We start from the raw sequence: 15,894 nt of genomic DNA, 5'->3' as shown, positions 1-15,894 counted from the left end.
GTCCCCGCCGGGCGGCGGGCAGACGGGACCCATCCTACGAGGTCCTGCGAGGGCGGCGCCCACGCCGGGCGGTGGCGGCGGGCGGCGGGCGGCACGGCCTACGCGGTGGGCACGCCCATCCAGGTGACCAGCTCGTCGGTGGCGCGGCGCACGTCGTCGTTGTAGATGGTCACGTCGAACTCCGGCTCGGCGGCCAGCTCCACGCGCGCGGTGGCCAGGCGCCGCTCGCGCTCCTCGGCGTCCTCGGTGCCGCGCCCGACCAGGCGGCGCACCAGCTCCTCCCAGCTCGGCGGGGCGAGGAAGACGAACCGGGCCTCGGGCATGGCCTCGCGCACCTGCCGGGCGCCGGCCAGGTCGATCTCCAGCAGCGCCGGGCGGCCGGAGGCCAGCACCTGCTCCACCGGGCCGCGGGGGGTGCCGTAGCGGTGCCGGCCGTGCACGCGGGCCCACTCCAGCAGCTCGCCGCGCTCGACGTAGCCGTCGAAGGTCTCCTCGGACACGAAGCGGTAGTGCACCCCGTCGACCTCGCCGGGGCGCTGGGGGCGCGTGGTGGCCGACACCGAGATCCACACCTGCGGGTAGCGGGCGCGCAGGTCGGCGGAGACGGTGCCCTTGCCGACGGCGGTGGGACCGGCCAGCACGGTCAGGCGCGACGGGCCGGGGGCGTGCGGGTGGTGCTCGACCGGGAGGCGGTGCGCGGGGCGGTGCTGCGGGTCGTTCACGGTCGTGCCGCGCTCCCGTTCGCGGCGGCGCGGGCGTCCGCCTCCGCGCCGGGCGCCGCGGTGCCGTCGCCGCCGGCCGGTGCGGCCGGCTGCCCGAAGCGCTCCACGAGGGCGGCGATCTGGTGCGCGCCCAGCCCGCGCACCCGCCGCGACTCCGAGATGCCGATCTCGGCCATGATCTGCCGGGCGCGGACCTTGCCGACGTTGGGCAGGGACTCCAGCAGGGCGGAGACCTTCATCTTGCCCAGGACCTCGTTCTCCTGGCCCTCCTTGACGACCTCCTCCAGGGAGCCGCCGGCGTACTTCAGCCGGTTCTTCACCTCCGCGCGCTCGCGACGGGCGGCGGCCGCCTTCTCCAGTGCGGCGGCGCGCTGTTCGGCGGTCAGGGGCGGCAGGGCCACGGTGTCACCTCGGGTCGTCCGGCTGGGGCTGGCCCGCTGGTCAGCAGGCGGGTCGGCGCAGCTGGTCAGGGCGTGCGCGGCAACCTAGCGACACCCCTCCACCAGCGGCAACGCCGGGGTGGACGCACCCGCACCGCCCGGGCCGCGCCCGGCCGCGCGCTCAGGCGAACGCGGCGTGCCCGGTGATCGCGCGCCCGACGATGAGGGTGTTGACCTCGCGGGTGCCCTCGTAGGAGTAGATCGCCTCGGCGTCGGCGAAGTACCGCGCCACCCCGTGCTCGGGCACGATGCCGTTGCCGCCGAGGACCTCGCGGCAGCGGGCGACGGTCTCGCGCATCCGGGTGGTGGTGTACGCCTTGGCGAGCGCGGAGTGCGCGTCGTGCTGGCGGCCTGCGTCGAGCAGCCGGGAGACCTGCACGCACAGGGCCAGGGAGGCGGTGATGTCGCCCAGGCTGCGCACGAGCAGGTCCTGCACGAGCTGGTGGGCGGCCAGGGGCCGACCGAACTGCTCGCGCCGCTGCGCGTACGCCAGCGCGGCCTCGTAGGCGCCCATGGCCACGCCGACGGCCTGCCAGGCGACCTCGGCGCGCGTCAGGCGCAGCACGGCGGCGGTGTCCTTGAAGGAGTTCGCGCCCGCCAGGCGGCCCTCCTCGGGCACGCGCACGCCCTCGAGCACGACGTCGGCGTTCTGCACGGTGCGCAGCGCGATCTTGTCCTCGATCTTCGTGGCGGTGAACCCGGGGGTGCCCTTCGCGACGAGGAAGCCCTTGACCTGCCCGTCGGCGACGTCGCGGGCCCACACGACGACGACGTCGGCGAAGGTGGCGTTGCCGATCCAGCGCTTGGCCCCGTCCAGGACCCACTCGTCGCCCTCTCGGCGGGCGGTGGTGGTCAGTCCCCCGGCGACGTCGGAGCCGGAGCCGGGTTCGGTCAGGGCGAAGGCGCCGACGAGCTCGCCGCGGGCCATGGGCGGCAGCCAGCGCTCGCGCTGCTCGGGCGAGCCGGTCTGCGCGATCGAGCCCATGGCCAGGCCGTTGGTGACGCCGACGAAGGTGGCGATGGAGGCGTCCACGCGCGCCAGCTCCAGGGCGATCCAGCCGCGGTGCACGGCGGAGTTGGCGAAGCGGCGCGTCTCCGGCCAGGCGGCGCCGTAGCAGCCGAGCTCGGCCAGCGGGGCGACGACCCGGGTGGGGAACTCGGCGCGCACCCAGTGCTCGTCAGCGATCGGGCGCACCTCGCGCTCGAGGTAGTCGCGCAGGGCGAGCACGGACCGCTGCTCGCGGGGCGTGAGGGCGTCGGCCTGGAAGGCGTAGAAGTCGCTGGTGAGCAGGTCGGTCACGGGGCTCTCCGTCGCGGTACCGGTGGCGCGCCGGTGCGCCACTCCCCCCGCAGTCTGCAACACTCCTGAAGGTGTTGCACGCACCGGGGGTGGACGACCGCGACGTCCTGTCGTTGCCGCTGGGCCGGCGCGGTGCGGTGCTGGTGCCGACGGAGCTGTCGCGGCGCCTGGCCGCCGGGACCGGGCGCGGCGACACCGTGCACGCCTTCCGCCTGGCGCGCCGGACCTTCATCGCCGGCGAGCGCCTGGACGTCGGTGCGCTGGCCGCTCAGCTGGGCGTGGACCGCACTTCGCTGTTCCGGTGGGTGGGCAACCGCGACGCGCTGCTGTCGGAGCTGCTGTGGTCGCTGGCCGAGCCGACGCTGGACCGCATCGACGAGCGGGTGGGCGCGGGCGGCGCCGAGCGCGTGGTGCAGGTGCTCACGCGCTTCACCGACGCGCTGATCAGCGCCGCGTACTTCCGCGCGTTCCTGCACCGCGAACCGGTGCGGGCGCTGAAGCTGCTGACGACGGCCGCGAGCGAGGCGCAGCGGCGCTTCACCGCGACGGTGGAGTCGCTGCTGGTGCAGGAGGAGGCGGCCGGGCGGCTGGCGCTCCCGCTGCCGGCGCACGACCTGGCGTACCTGCTGGTGCGGGTGGCGGAGTCTTTCACGTACGCCGACCTCATCGCCGGCGAGCGCCCGGACACCTCCCGCGCGGCGGCGGCGCTGGCGCTGGTGATGCGCACGGACCCGCCGCGCACCCCGCCCAGCACCCCGCACGGGGCCGGCGGCGCCTCCCCCGCGGCGGGCTGACGGGGTGGGGAGCGGCCGGGCGCCCGGCGCTCACGCGCCCGGTGCGTCCTCGCGCAGCTCCCACAGCCCGTACCGCACGACGTAGGAGTACTCCTCGTGCCGCCAGGCGGGCACGTACCGGTACGACCAGGGGGACAGCCCCGCGGCCGTGACCGCCGCCAGCTGCGCGGTGGCGTCGTAGGCGTGCATGTCGACCCCCGGCAGGCCGTCCTCGGAGAACGGGCGCCGGGAGGCGCCGGGCCGGCGCGCGGTGCGGTCCTCGACGACCCCCACCAGCAGTCGCGCCCCGGGGGCGCAGGCGTCGGCGAGGTGGCGCAGCGTGGCGGTGAGGTCGCGGCAGAACTCCAGGCAGCCGACGGCGACGACGACGTCGAAGCGGCCCCACTCGCGCGGCAGCGGGTCGTGGAAGTCGTGCCGCTCGTACCGGCCCGCGGGCCGGGCGGCGCCAGCGACCGCGAGCATCCGCGGTGACAGGTCGATCCCGGTGACGTCGACGTCCGGGGCGAGGTCCCGGGTCAGCTGCCCCGGCCCGCACCCGACGTCGAGCACCCGGCACTCGGGGGTCACGGCGCGCAGCAGGAAGTCGGCGACGAGGGGGCCGTAGTGCTCCAGGGAGCGCCACCCCGGCACGTAGTGGGGGGCGAAGTCGTCGTAGTAGAGCGCGATGGACTGCTCGTGCACGGTGCGCTCGCTCCCGGGGGCTGTGGTGCGTCGTGGGACGCGCGGGTGGGGCCCGAGGCTAGCCGCTGCCGCCGCCGCCCGGGCAGCACCGGGACCTCACGGCCCTGGCGGTCGGCGCGCGCAGGGGCCACCATCGAGGGCGGGAGCACCGCGAGGGTCGCGGTGCGCCGGGAGGTGGTCGGGGTGCTGGTCCGCGAGGCGATGACGGTCCCGGTGGTGACGGTGCTGGACGACGACGAGGTGGCGCACGCGGCGCGCACGCTGCTGCACCACCGCGTCTCCTCGGTGCCGGTGCTGGACGCCGACGGGCACCTGGTGGGGATGCTCAGCGAGAGCGACCTGCTGCGCGAGCGCCTGGGCGCCGACCCGCGCAGCCGCGAGCTGGACCGCGACGGGGACAGCGGTGACGGCGCGGCGCCGCCGCGCACGGTCGCGGAGGTGATGACGACGCGGCCGCTGACGGTGGAGCCGCGCACGGACCTGGCCACGGCGGCGGCGCTGCTGCTGGACCACGGAATCCACGCCGCGCCGGTGTGCGACGGGCGCCGCCTGGTGGGGATCCTGGCGCGCCGGGACGTGCTGCGCACGATCGCGCACCCGGACGAGGACGTGCGGGCCGCGGCGCTGGCGCGGCTGGCGGAGGACCTGCCGGGGCAGCCGTGGCGGGTGCAGGTGGAGGACGGGGTGGTGACGCTGGACGGGGTGCACGATCCGGGGCAGCGGCGCATCGCGGCGGTGCTGCTGCGCACCGTGCCGGGGGTGGTGCACGTGTGCGGGGTGGACGAGCACGTCTCCATCGACCAGCCGGTGGCGCGCTCGCGCCCGTGAGGCGGCGCCCCGACCTCCCGGCGAGCCCCGCGCGCGTCAGCCGACGATGGGGCGCTCGGGCGGCAGCCGGTACAGCCGGGGCCGGGTCCGCAGGGCCAGGGCGGTGGCCAGGGTGATGGTGCCGGTGCGGCCCAGGAACATCAGCAGCACCAGGACCAGCTGGTGCGGCACGGGCAGCTGGGCGGTGATGCCGGTGGACAGCCCCACGGTGGCGAAGGCGGAGACGACCTCGTAGAGGATGCGGTCGAGGGTGAACGGCGTCGTCAGGGCGAAGGCGACGGCGGGCACGACGACGGCGGCCACGCCCAGCAGCGCCACGCTGAGGGCCTGGCGCTGCACGCCGCGCGGCAGCCGGCGGCCGAAGGCGAGGACGTCGTCGTCGCCGCGCGCCTCGGAGACGATGACGAACAGCAGCACCGCGAACGTGGTGATCTTGATGCCGCCGGCGGTGCCGGCGCTGCCGCCGCCGATGAACATCAGCACGTCGGTGCCCAGCCAGGTGCCGGTGTTCATCTGGGCGACGTCGACGCTGTTGAACCCCGCCGTGCGGGGCATGACGCCCTGGAAGGCACCCGCCAGCAGCTTGCCCGGCACGCTCATCGGGCCCAGGGTGCCGGGGTTTCCCCACTCGGCGAGCGTGAAGAAGGCCGCGGCGGCCGGCAGCAGCACGGCGGTGCCGAGCAGGGTGGCCTTGGTGTGCAGGCTCCAGCGGGCGGGGGTGCGCAGGTGCCGGCGCAGCTCGAAGAGCACGGGGAAGCCGATGCCGCCGAGCACGACGGCGGCGGCGATCGGCACGCAGATCCACGGGTCGGTGGCGAAGCGGACCAGGCTGTCGCTGTAGAGGGCGAAGCCGGCGTTGTTGAAGGCGGAGACGGAGTGGAAGACGCCCAGCCACAGCGCGCGCGGCAGCGGTTCGCCGTAGCCGAGGGCGAAGCGGGCGGCCAGCACGGCGGCGGTGACGGCCTCGACGACGAGGGTGAGGCGGGCGATGCCGATGAGCAGGGTGCGCACGTCCCCGGCCTGCACGGTCCTGGCCTCCGCGGCGGCGGCCAGCCGGCCGCGCAGGCCCAGGCGGTGGGTGATGAGCACCCCCAGCAGGGAGGCCAGCGCCATGATGCCGAAGCCGCCGACCTGGATGAGCACCAGGATGACGACCTGTCCGGCGGTGGACCAGTGCGTGGGGGTGTCCACGACCGCCAGGCCCGTCACGCACAGCGCCGAGGTGGCGGTGAACAGCGCTTCCACGACGGTGGTGCGCAGGCCCTCGCGGTGCGAGAACGGCAGCAGCAGCAGGACGGTGCCGGCCAGGACGCCGACGGCGAAGCCGGCGACGGTCAGCTGCGCCGGGTGGGGGCTGAAGCGGGTGCGCCACGCTCGGGCGGGCCGCCGGGGACGGCGGGGCCGACCGGCGCCGTCGGCGCTCCCGGCGCGGGAGGTCGTGCTCGTCACCGCCCCACGGTGCCAGCCGCCGCGCCCGCCCCCGCCGCCGGGGTTGATCCCGACGCGTCCTCGACGTGGTCACGGGCCACCGGGCAGCTGCACCGGCCCTCCGGAGCGGGCTGTTAGCCTCCGGAGGTGCCGCGCCGGTTCCCGTTCCCGGCCCGGTGGCCGATCGAGCCCTTCGTCCTCGCCGTCCTCGCCGCCATCGCCTCGGCCGCGCTGCTCCCGGCGGGCGGCGCCGTCGCGACCGGGCTGTCGTGGGGCACGAACGCCGGCGTGGCGCTGCTCTTCTTCGTCTACGGCGCCCGCATGCAGCCGGCCGAGGCGCTGCGGGGCCTGCGCGACTGGCGGTTGCAGGGAGCGGTCGCCGGCGCCACCTACGTGCTCTTCCCCCTGCTGGGGGTTCTGCTGGCGCTGGCGACCGGGTGGTTCCTCGACGACGGGCTCGTCGCCGGGGTGCTGTTCCTGGCGGTGCTGCCCTCCACCGTGCAGTCGTGCGTGGTGTTCACCGCCGTGGCCGGGGGGAACGTGCCCGGCGCGGTCGTCAGCGCCACGGTCTCCAACCTCGCCGGGATCGTCCTGACCCCCCTGCTGGCCGCGCTGCTGATGGGGTCCTCCGGCGCCGGACCCGACGCCGCCGGGGGCGGCAGGATCGTCCTGCTCCTGCTCGTGCCGTTCCTCGCCGGCCTCGCCGCGGGCGGGTTCGTCGGCGGGTGGGTCCGCCGGCACCGGCGGCCGTTGTCGTTCCTGGACCGGTGCGTGATCGTCGCCGTGGTGTACGCGGCGTTCAGCCGCGGCGTGCGCCAGGGCGTGTGGCAGCAGGTGCACCCGGCCGAGGTCGCCGTCGTGCTCGCCTGCGCTGCGGTGCTGCTCGCGGTGGTGCTCGCCGCGGCGTGGTGGGCGCCGCGGCTGTGGGGAGCCACCCGCCCCGACCGGGTCACGGTGCTGTTCTGCGGGTCGAACAAGTCGCTGGCCACGGGGCTGCCCATGGCGACGGTGCTGTTCGACCCGCACGTCGTGGGGCTCGTCGCCCTCCCGATCGTCCTCTACCACCCGCTGCAGATCACCGTGTGCTCCGTCCTCGCCGGCCGGATGGCGCGCGCCGGCGGGTGACGGCGTCACGGCGCGGCGACGACCCGGTCGCGCCCGGCGGCCTTGGCGGCGTAGAGGGCCCGGTCGGCGGCGGCGAGCAGGCCGTCCGCGTCGGTGCCGTGCTCGGCGCAGGTCGCGATCCCGGCGGAGAACGTCACCGCGATCCAGGCGGCCTCACGCGGGTGCGGCACCGGACCCGGCAGGCGGACGGTGGCCGCGGCGCAGCGGCGGCGCAGCTCCTCGGTGCGTTGGAAGGCCTCCTCGCGGGAGGTCGAGGGCAGCACGAGCACGAACTCCTCACCGCCGTAGCGGGCGACGGTGTCGCCGGCGCGGCACCCCGCCCGCAGGCCCTCGGCCACCGCGCGCAGGACCGCGTCACCGGTGCGGTGTCCGTGGGTGTCGTTGACCGCCTTGAAGCGGTCGATGTCGACGAGCACGACGCTCAGCGGCTCCCCGCTCTCCCGCGCACCCGCCAGCGCCCGCTCGAGCACCTGCACGAGGTGGCGGCGGTTGTGCAGGCCCGTCAGGGAGTCGCGGACGGCCTCCTCGGCGAGACGTTCCTGCAGCGCCCGGGTGACGGCGAGCTGTTCGCGCAGACGGGCGCTGGCGCGCTGCGCCAGTTCGCGCTGCTCGACCAGCTCGCTGACGTCGCGGAGGACCACCACCCACCCGAGCAGGTGCCCGCGGGGGTCGGTCAGGACGCTGGCGCGGGCATCGACGTGCACACCGGCCGCCAGTTCGGCGTGCTCGCGCACCGCCGTGCCCCGCAGGAGGTCGCCCAGCTGCGGCGGCAGCACCTGCGCCGCCGGGCGGCCGACGAGGTCGCTGTGCCCGGCGGGTGCGTTCCGCGCCAGCAGCACCGACGCCGCCGGGTTGAGGTCGATGACCCGCGCCCGGTGGTCGACGACCACCACGGCGTCGTCGATGCTGTCGACGACGCGGGCGCGCGCCACCGGCACCAGGTGCAGCAGGTCGTGCCGGAGGATCGCCCGCGCGTCGATCAGCCCGGTCACCGCGAAGAAGAGGGGGGTGTAGTCCACCGGGTGCTCACCGCGTGCCGCTACCAGCACCGCGGCGTTGCCGATCAGCGGGACGCACGCCGCGGCGAGCAGGTGGGACAGCTGGCGGCGGAAGACCGACCTGGCGCGCCACCACGCGGTGGTCAGGCGCAGCACGCCCCAGCCCAGCAGGAGGTAGCAGTAGCCCGTGTGCACCCAGAACAGCGGCCCCAGGCTGACGTCCAGGCGCTGGTCCGGTCCGGTGGCACCGACGCTGGCGAAGACCAGGTGGTGCCAGGGGTTGGTGACCACGGCCGCCACCAGGAGGGTGGACGCCGTCGCCAGGCGCAGCGCGACGCCGCGCCGCAGCCGCCAGTGGCGATCGACCACGGCCCGGCTCAGGCACCACAGGCCGAGGACGGCCAGGTGGATGCCCGCGAAGCCGACCATGCCGCCGACCCGCTGCACGAGGAGGCCCACGGGCAGGTGCAGGGGGACGTCCGCGGCCGACCACACGGCGAAGCCCGCCATCGCCGCCGCCAGGCTCCCCGCCGCGGGGGTGTTCGCCCGCCGCCGCCAGGCGAGGGCGGCGGTCAGCACGCACACCAGCGCGGAGCAGGCGAACGCCAGCGCGAGGACCGGCGTCACCCCAGCCTCCCCCGCGTTCGGCACGACAGCTCCACCGGGGTTTCGACGTCCTCCCCGTCCGCCTTGAGCCCTCGGCGCCGGCGGAACCGGGCCCGCTCCCGGCGACCGGACCTCAGCGCTCGCCGCTCGCGGCTCGGCGGGAGGCGAGCAGGACCAGCGCCACCGCCACCGCGGAACCGAGGACGGTCTGCACGGCCCGGTCGGCCGCCACGCTGACGGGGTCGACGGGGACGGCGAGGTGGACCATGAGCAGCGCCAGCGGGGTGATGCCCACGACGGCCAGGGCGTAGTGCCGGGTCACGAGCAGTTCCGCCCACACCTGGAACAGCGTGGCGAGGGCGATCGTGGCCAGCGGGGACGGCTCCAGGGAGAGCAGCGCGAGGGCCAGCACCACCCCGGCCAGCGTGCCCAGGACGCGGTGCACCGAGCGGGCGAGGCGGTCGCGGGCACCGGCCGCGGACAGCGGCGCGACGGCCGAGACCATCGCCCAGTACGGGTGCCCGCCCCCGGCGGCCGTCGCCAGGGTCCCTGCCAGCAGCGGCGCCAGGACGTGCGCGAGCAGGTCGCCGCGCGCCACGGGGTCGCGCACCTGCTCCCCCACCGACGGCCCGGCGGCCACCTGCCGCTTCGGCCGCCGCCGCCCGGCGGGCAGCAGCGCCCCCGCCTGCCCCAGCAGCACCGCGAAGGCCGCGGCCGCCGCGCTCAGCGCGAGCGCGGTACCGACGTCCGCCCACGGCCGCGGGTGCGCCGCGCACGCACCCGCGGCGAAGGTGGCGAACAGCGAACCCGGCGGCAGCCAGCCCTCGCGGCGCGCGGCGAGGAACCCGGCACCGCTGGCCAGCGCCGGGACGAGCACGGCCAGCGCGGGAACCCCCAGGGCGGCGGCGGATGTCCCCGCGACGACGCAGGCCACCAGCAGCGCGCCCGCTCCGGCCTGCACGCGCAGCCGGGCGCGGTAGGGGGCGTGGCGGCCGTAGACGCCGGCGAAGGCGCCGAACGTCACGGGCAGCGCGTGCTCGAGGTTCCCGGTCGCCAGCAGCAGCAGCGCCGGCACCGCCAGGCCCACCGCCGCGCGCAGCGCACCCCAGTGGGCCGCGTCGTGCGGGCGCACCGTCATCAAGCCCCACGCCGGTCCCCGCACGTTCCTCCGCCCCGTCGGTGCGGCCCGTGCGGCCGCGGCTCGAGGATAGGTGCAGTGCCCGGGGACGACCGGGGTGCGCAGCAGCTGGACGCGGAGTCGACCGGCCCGTGGGCCTGCCAGCGGTTCCGGCTCGGCGCCGGGGGTGCCCGCGGCGCGGGACCGCGGCGGTCGCCCGAGCGCACCCGCGACCGGCTGCCCCCGGAACTCCGGGGCTCCACGACTCCGGAACTCGTGCCCGGAGGCCCCGCGCCGTCCCTGCGCTCCGGTCCCCCGTCCGTGCCGCAGCGGTAGGCTGCGCCGGTGAGCGAGAACCCGCTGACCGACGCGCGAGCGGACCTGCGACCGGGCGAACTCGACGAGAAGCTCGGGATCCGCGTCCTGCAGGCATCGGCCGACGAACTGGTCGCCACGATGCCGGTGGCGACGAACACCCAGTCGTTCGGCCTGCTGCACGGCGGGGCCTCGGCCGCGCTCGCGGAGGCGGTCGGTTCGTGGGCGGCCGTGATCCACGCCGGCCCGGGACGCACGGCCGTGGGCGTCGAGCTGAACGTCACCCACCACCGCAGCGCCCGGGAGGGCACGATCACCGCCACCGCGACACCGCTGCACCGCGGCCGCACGATGGCGACCTACCAGGTCGCCGTCGTCGACGACGCCGGCCGGGCGGTGTGCTCGGCGCGCATGACGTGCTACCTGAGCGACGAGCGCCGCTGACGCCCCCGAACGGTCCGGAGGCGTCAGCGGCGGTGCGGACGGTCGGCGTCAGCGCGTCTTGGCGACCAGCGTCAGCACGTCGTAGGTGGCGACCGTCTCGTCGCGCTGGTTGAGCAGCCGCGCGTCCCAGCGGACCTCGCCGTAGTCGGCGTCCACGCGCGGGGCGATGGACTTCGCCGTCAGCTGCACCCGGACCTCGTCGCCCGGGTACACGGGGGCGGTGAAGCGCAGGTTCTCCAGGCCGTAGTTCGCCAGCACCGGGCCCGGGTCCGGCTGCACGAAGAGACCGGCGGCCAGGGAGACCAGGAAGTAGCCGTGGGCGACGCGGCCCTCGAAGAACGGGTTCGCGGCCGCGGCCTCCTCGTCGGTGTGGGCGTAGAACCGGTCGCCGGAGAACTCGGCGAAGTGGTCGATGTCCTCCAGCGTGATCGTTCGGGGCCCGGCCTCGACGCTGTCACCGACGCGCAGCTCCGCCAGCGACCGCTGGAACGGGTGCGTGTCCGGCGTGGTGCGCGGCGCCCCGGGCACCCAGGTGCCGGTGACGGCGGACAGCGCGCGCGGGGAGCCCTGCAGGGCGGTGCGCTGCATGAAGTGCAGCACGCCGCGGATGCCGCCGAGCTCCTCGCCGTCGCCGGCGCGGCCGGGTCCGCCGTGGGTCAGGTGCGGCAGGGGCGAACCGTGCCCGGTGGACTCCTTCGCGGAGTCGCGGTCGAGGACGAGCACGCGACCGTGCCAGGGAGCCACCCCGAGCACGACGTCGCGGACCACGTCCGGGTCGTTGGAGACGACCGAGCCGACGAGGCTGCCGCGCCCGCGCGCGGCCAGCTCCACCGCCTGCGCGGTGCTGCCGTAGCCGATGAGGGTGCTGACGGGGCCGAACGCCTCGACCTCGTGGACCTCGGCGCGGCCGGCGTCCTCGGCCAGCAGCAGCAGCGGGGACAGGAACGCGCCCCGTTCGGCGTCGGCACCGACCGTCTCGACGTGCCCGGGGTCACCGGCGACGATCCGCGCACCGCGCTGCAGCTCGGCGACGCGGGCGCGGACCTCCTCGCGCTGGGCGAGGCTGACGAGCGCGCCCATGGTGACGCCCTCGGCCTGCGGGTGGCCCACCGTCACCTTCTGCGCGATGCGCTCGCGCACCGCCTCGGCGACGTCCCCGAGCAGCGCGTCGGGGACGAGGGCACGGCGGATGGCGGTGCACTTCTGCCCCGCCTTGGCGGTCATCTCAGTGACGAGCTGGCGCACGAACAGGTCGAACTCCGCCGTCCCCGGCACGGCGTCGGGCCCGAGGAGCGAGAAGTTCAGCGAGTCCGCCTCGGAGGTGAACCGGACCCCGCCCTCGAGCACCGCGCGGTGCGAGCGCAGCGAGTTCGCGGTGGAGGCGGATCCGGTGAACGCGACGAGGTCCTGGTCGCCCAGGACGTCCAGCACCCCGCGCGCGCTGCCCGCCAGGAGCTGCAGGCTGCCCTCGGGCAGCAGGCCGCTGTCGAGCGCCTCGCGCACGACGAACTCGGTGAGGTAGGCGGTCTGGCTGGCCGGCTTGGCGATCGTGGGCACACCGGCGAGGAAGGCGGGGGCGAACTTCTCGAGCATGCCCCAGACGGGGAAGTTGAAGGCGTTGATCTGCACGGCGACGCCGTGGCGGGAGGTGTAGACGTGCTGGCCGACGAACTGCCCACCACGCCCGAGCGCCTCGGTCGGGCCGTCGAGGTACACCGATCCGCCGGGCAGTTCCCGGCGGCCCTTGGAGCCGTACGTGAACAGGACGCCGATACCACCGTCGACGTCGACGAGCGAGTCGCGCCGGGTCGCACCCGTGCGGGCCGAGAGGTCGTAGAAGGCGTCCCTGCACCCGTTCAGGTGCTGGGCGAGCTGCTTGAGGACCAGCGCCCGCTCGTGGAACGTCATGGCCCGCAGCGCGGGCCCGCCCACGCGGCGGGCGTGCTCGGCCGCGCTCGCCGCGTCCGGTGCGCCGGTGCCGATGCGGGCGACGGGCTCGGAGGTCGCGGCGTCCAGCAGGGTGGTCGTCTCGCCGGTGGGCCCGCTCCAGCGACCGGCGATGAAGCTCTCCACGGTGGCGACGTCGCGCATGGCAGTGACAGTCATCGATGACCTTCCACGGGTTGCTGCGGCCGTAACCGACCGGACGTTCGGTTGGGAACTCTTGCAGGTGCGCCGGGGACCGTCAAGACCGGGGCACCGCGGCGCCACCCCTCACCAGGTGTAGAACCCCTGACCGCTCTTGCGGCCCAGCTCCCCCCGCGCGACCTTGTCGCGCAGCAGTTGCGGCGGCGCGAAGCGCGGGCCCAGGGTGCGTTCGAGGTGCTCGGCGATGCCGAGGCGGACGTCCAGGCCCACCAGGTCCGTCAGGCGCAGCGGGCCGACGGGGTGCTTGTAGCCCAGCGCCATCGCCGCGTCGATGTCCTCGGCGCTGGCCACGCCCTCCTCGAGCATGCGCACCGCCTCCAGGCCGAGCGCGACACCCAGGCGGCTGCTGGCGAAACCCGGCGAGTCCCGCACCACGACGGCGGTCTTGCCCATCTGCTGCACCCAGCCGCGGGCACGGTCCACCAGCTCGTCGGGAGTTCCCGGGCGCAGGACCACCTCGACCAGGGTGCTGGCGGGCACCGGGTTGAAGAAGTGCAACCCGATCAGCGACCGGTGCTCCGGCAGTGCCGCACCCAGTTCGGCGATGCTGATCGAGGAGGTGTTGGAGGCGAGCACCGCGTCCGGGGCGAGCACGGCGTCCAGCGCGCTCAGCACTCGCGCCTTCAGGGCGGGGTCCTCGGGCACGGCCTCGACCACGAGGCCGGCGGGGGCCAGGAACTGCGGGCCCTCCCCCACCTCCAGGCGCGCCAGGACGCCGTCGAGCGCCGCGGGGTCGAGGGTGCCGCGCTCGGCGCTGGCCCGCACGGCCTTCTCGACGTTCGCGCGGGCCGCCGCGACGCGCTCGGCGCCGGACTCGGCCACGCGCACGCGGCAGCCCGCCAGCAGCAGGGCGTGGGCGATGCCGGATCCCATCCGCCCGCCGCCGAGGACACCGGCGTCCTCGGGCAGGGACGACTGCGCGGGCGACCGCGGCGCGGTGTCGGTGCTCGCGCTCACCGCCGGCCCCCCTCGTCCGTGCCGGTCGTGCTCGCACCGCCGGCGTCCGGCGTGCGGTGGGCGCGCTTGCGCTCCAGGAAGGCGGTCATGCGCCGCTCCTTCTCCTCGGTCTCGAACAGGACCGCCTGGGCGACGTCGTCGAAGGCGGGGTGCGCGCCGGCGGGCACGCGCAGGGCCAGCTTGGTCAGGCGCAGGGCGAGTTCGCCGTTGCGCAGGACGCGGTCGGCCAGGCGGTGCGCGGCGGGCAGCAGGTCGTCCACCTCGACCACCTCGGTGACCAGGTGCGCGGCCAGGCACTCGCCGGCGTCCAGGACGCGCCCGGCCAGCAGCACCTCCTTGGCCAGCGGTTCGCCGACGAGCTCGCGCAACCGCCACGTCGCCCCGGCGGCGGCCATGATGCCCAGCCCGGCCTCGGGGTTGCCGAAGCGGGTGCGCCCGGTGGCGATGCGGAAGTCGCAGGCGTAGGCGAGTTCCGCCCCTCCCCCCAGGGCGTGCCCGTCGACGGCGGCGATGCTCGGCAGCGGCAGTTTGGCGATGCGGTCGAAGACGCCGGAGTTGATGCCGCGCAGGGCGTCCTCGCGGCGGCGCTCGCGCAGCTGGCGGATGTCCGCCCCGGAGGCGAACACCCCGTCACCACCGGCGAGGACGAGGACCTTGGGTTCCTCCTCCAGCCGGGCGCACAACTCGTGCAGCTGCTCGACGAGGGCGGCGTCGATGGCGTTGCGGGTGGCCGGGCCGTCGATGCGCGCGACCACCCGGTCCTCGCGCTCGTCCACGAGCAGGGCGGTCGAGGTCCCCGCGCGCCCCTCCTGCACGGCGCTCACGCGTCGAAGTCCACGAGCACGCGCTCGCTGGTGGGGTGGGCCTGGCAGGTCAGCACGTACCCGGCGGCCTTCTCGGCCTCCTCCAGGGCGTAGTCGTGGTCCATGCGCACGCTGCCCTCCACGACCTTGGCCCGGCAGGTGCCGCACACCCCGCCCTTGCACGCGAAGGGCGCGTCGGCGCGCACCCGCAGGACGGCGTCGAGGACCGGTTCGTCCTCGGCGCCGAGCTCGATGGCGGTGCTGCGCCCGTCGAGCAGGACGGTGACGCTGCTGCGCGGCCCGGTGTCGTCGCTGCTGCTGCGCCGGCGCGGCGCGGGCCCCGCACCGGCGACGTGGAAGAGCTCGTGGTGCACGGCCGCCGCGGGAACCCCGGCCTCGGCCAGGGCCCGGCGGCACTCCTGGACCATCTCCGCGGGCCCGCAGAGGAACCACTCCTCGACGTCCTCCGGCTCCAGGACGCTCGTCAGCAGCAGCGTGAGCTTCTCGGCGTCGATGCGCCCGGACAGCAGCGGTGCGTCCTGCGCCTCGCGGGAGAGGACGTGGACCACCTGCAGGCGCTGCGGGTAGCGGTTCTTCAGGTCCGCCAGCTCCTCCAGGAACATCACGCTGGCGCTGGTGCGGTTGCCGTAGACGAGGGTGAAGCGGCTGCCCTCCTCCACCGCCAGCGCCGTCTCCACCAGGGAGATGACCGGGGTGATGCCGCTGCCGGCGGCGATGGCGGTGTAGTGCCGCGCGCGACCGGGCTCGAAGGAGATGCCGAAGCGGCCGGCGGGGGCCATGACGTCGATCTCGTCGCCGGCGCGCAGCTCCGAGGTGGCCCACTCGCTGAAGACGCCGCCGTCGATGCGCTTGACGGCCACCCGCAGGCGGCCGGTGCCGGCGGGCGCGCAGATGGAGTAGCTGCGCCGGGCCTCCTCGCCGTCGATGGTGCGGCGCAGGGTCAGGTGCTGACCCGGGGTGAACTCGTAGAGAGCGCGCAGGTCCTCGGGGACCTCGAAGGAGATCGCGACGGCCTCGTCGGTCAGACGTTCCACGTCGCTGACGCGCAGGGGGTGGAAGGACAACTGCTGGCGCCTCGCGCGACCCGGCGCCGCGGTCTGCGCGGCGTTCTCCTGCACGGTCGTCATCGACTCGCTCCTCGTGCGTGCTCGGGGCCCGACGGCCCGG

At 75.8% G+C, this 15,894-nt stretch carries 15 protein-coding genes; 4 read left to right on the top strand and 11 right to left on the bottom strand.

Annotation, left to right across the window (positions count from 1 at the left end; genetic code table 11):
* Positions 1 to 98: 98 nt before the first annotated feature.
* The 3 genes from gmk to V9U69_RS06390 form a co-directional block, all read right to left on the bottom strand.
* Positions 99 to 647: a guanylate kinase gene (gene gmk, locus V9U69_RS06400; protein WP_442907633.1), complete on the bottom strand. Its 549-nt coding sequence runs from the start codon at positions 645 to 647 to the stop codon at positions 99 to 101.
* Positions 648 to 718: 71 nt separating this feature from the next.
* Positions 719 to 1,123 carry an integration host factor, actinobacterial type gene (gene mihF, locus V9U69_RS06395; protein ID WP_337060547.1) on the bottom strand — a complete coding sequence of 135 codons (405 nt, stop codon included), beginning with the start codon at positions 1,121 to 1,123 and terminating at the stop codon, positions 719 to 721.
* A 160-nt stretch (positions 1,124 to 1,283) separates the two neighbouring features.
* Entirely contained in the window at positions 1,284 to 2,462 is a 1,179-nt protein-coding gene (locus V9U69_RS06390; RefSeq protein ID WP_337060545.1) for an acyl-CoA dehydrogenase family protein, read from the bottom strand.
* A gap of 89 nt (positions 2,463 to 2,551) precedes the next feature.
* Between V9U69_RS06390 and V9U69_RS06385 the strand changes: the two genes are divergently transcribed.
* Positions 2,552 to 3,256 (top strand): QsdR family transcriptional regulator, encoded by a 705-nt coding sequence (locus tag V9U69_RS06385; RefSeq protein ID WP_337060543.1) that lies wholly within the window; start codon positions 2,552 to 2,554, stop codon positions 3,254 to 3,256.
* Between the two features lie 30 nt (positions 3,257 to 3,286).
* On the opposite strand, the gene V9U69_RS06380 is transcribed toward V9U69_RS06385, so the two are convergent.
* The gene (locus V9U69_RS06380; RefSeq protein WP_337060542.1) at positions 3,287 to 3,937 is read right to left on the bottom strand and encodes a class I SAM-dependent methyltransferase; all 651 of its coding nucleotides are present in this window, start codon (positions 3,935 to 3,937) and stop codon (positions 3,287 to 3,289) included.
* A gap of 162 nt (positions 3,938 to 4,099) precedes the next feature.
* On the opposite strand from V9U69_RS06380, the gene V9U69_RS06375 reads away from it, so the two are divergent.
* Complete coding sequence (locus V9U69_RS06375) at positions 4,100 to 4,765, top strand: CBS domain-containing protein (RefSeq protein ID WP_337060541.1); 666 nt, start codon at positions 4,100 to 4,102, stop codon at positions 4,763 to 4,765.
* A gap of 36 nt (positions 4,766 to 4,801) precedes the next feature.
* On the opposite strand, the gene V9U69_RS06370 is transcribed toward V9U69_RS06375, so the two are convergent.
* Positions 4,802 to 6,214 (bottom strand): TrkH family potassium uptake protein, encoded by a 1,413-nt coding sequence (locus V9U69_RS06370; RefSeq protein WP_337060539.1) that lies wholly within the window; start codon positions 6,212 to 6,214, stop codon positions 4,802 to 4,804.
* Positions 6,215 to 6,340: 126 nt separating this feature from the next.
* Here V9U69_RS06370 and V9U69_RS06365 point away from each other — a divergent pair, with 126 nt between their 5' ends.
* Positions 6,341 to 7,318 (top strand): bile acid:sodium symporter family protein, encoded by a 978-nt coding sequence (locus tag V9U69_RS06365; protein ID WP_337060538.1) that lies wholly within the window; start codon positions 6,341 to 6,343, stop codon positions 7,316 to 7,318.
* Positions 7,319 to 7,323: 5 nt separating this feature from the next.
* Here the strand turns inward: V9U69_RS06365 and V9U69_RS06360 are convergent, their stop codons facing one another.
* Together V9U69_RS06360 and V9U69_RS06355 are read right to left on the bottom strand one after the other, a co-directional pair.
* On the bottom strand, positions 7,324 to 8,943 hold the full coding sequence (locus V9U69_RS06360; protein WP_337060537.1) for a histidine kinase N-terminal 7TM domain-containing diguanylate cyclase: 1,620 nt from the start codon (positions 8,941 to 8,943) through the stop codon (positions 7,324 to 7,326).
* 112 nt (positions 8,944 to 9,055) lie between these two features.
* A complete protein-coding gene (locus V9U69_RS06355) occupies positions 9,056 to 10,060 on the bottom strand; it encodes an FUSC family protein (RefSeq protein ID WP_337060536.1) in 1,005 nt (334 codons plus the stop codon).
* Between the two features lie 324 nt (positions 10,061 to 10,384).
* On the opposite strand from V9U69_RS06355, the gene V9U69_RS06350 reads away from it, so the two are divergent.
* On the top strand, positions 10,385 to 10,798 hold the full coding sequence (locus tag V9U69_RS06350) for a PaaI family thioesterase (protein ID WP_337060534.1): 414 nt from the start codon (positions 10,385 to 10,387) through the stop codon (positions 10,796 to 10,798).
* Positions 10,799 to 10,846: 48 nt separating this feature from the next.
* On the opposite strand, the gene paaZ is transcribed toward V9U69_RS06350, so the two are convergent.
* The 4 genes from paaZ to paaE form a co-directional block, all read right to left on the bottom strand.
* Positions 10,847 to 12,904, bottom strand: a complete 2,058-nt coding sequence (paaZ, locus tag V9U69_RS06345) for a phenylacetic acid degradation bifunctional protein PaaZ (protein ID WP_337060532.1) — start codon at positions 12,902 to 12,904, stop codon at positions 10,847 to 10,849.
* Between the two features lie 108 nt (positions 12,905 to 13,012).
* Positions 13,013 to 13,903, bottom strand: coding sequence for a 3-hydroxyacyl-CoA dehydrogenase family protein (locus tag V9U69_RS06340; RefSeq protein WP_337060531.1), 891 nt, complete (start codon positions 13,901 to 13,903; stop codon positions 13,013 to 13,015).
* Positions 13,900 to 14,727 (bottom strand): enoyl-CoA hydratase/isomerase family protein, encoded by an 828-nt coding sequence (locus V9U69_RS06335; RefSeq protein ID WP_337060529.1) that lies wholly within the window; start codon positions 14,725 to 14,727, stop codon positions 13,900 to 13,902. Before V9U69_RS06335 ends, V9U69_RS06340 begins: the two co-directional genes overlap by 4 nt.
* A complete protein-coding gene (gene paaE / locus V9U69_RS06330) occupies positions 14,724 to 15,854 on the bottom strand; it encodes a 1,2-phenylacetyl-CoA epoxidase subunit PaaE (protein ID WP_337060528.1) in 1,131 nt (376 codons plus the stop codon). The genes V9U69_RS06335 and paaE overlap by 4 nt, the downstream gene beginning before the upstream one ends.
* Between the last annotated feature and the right edge of the window lie 40 nt (positions 15,855 to 15,894).

Origin of the sequence: Kineococcus sp. G2, assembly GCF_037154035.1 — a bacterium.
Taxonomy (GTDB): domain Bacteria; phylum Actinomycetota; class Actinomycetes; order Actinomycetales; family Kineococcaceae; genus Kineococcus.
This window is presented reverse-complemented; position numbering and strand designations above follow the sequence as displayed.

Bases quoted from the DNA above. Each gene is read 5' to 3' on its own strand.
- V9U69_RS06355 (WP_337060536.1), bottom strand. From the start codon at position 10,060: ATGACGGTGCGCCCGCACGACGCGGCCCACTGGGGTGCGCTGCGCGCG.
- paaZ (WP_337060532.1), bottom strand. From the start codon at position 12,904: ATGACTGTCACTGCCATGCGCGACGTCGCCACCGTGGAGAGCTTCATC.
- paaE (WP_337060528.1), bottom strand. From the start codon at position 15,854: ATGACGACCGTGCAGGAGAACGCCGCGCAGACCGCGGCGCCGGGTCGC.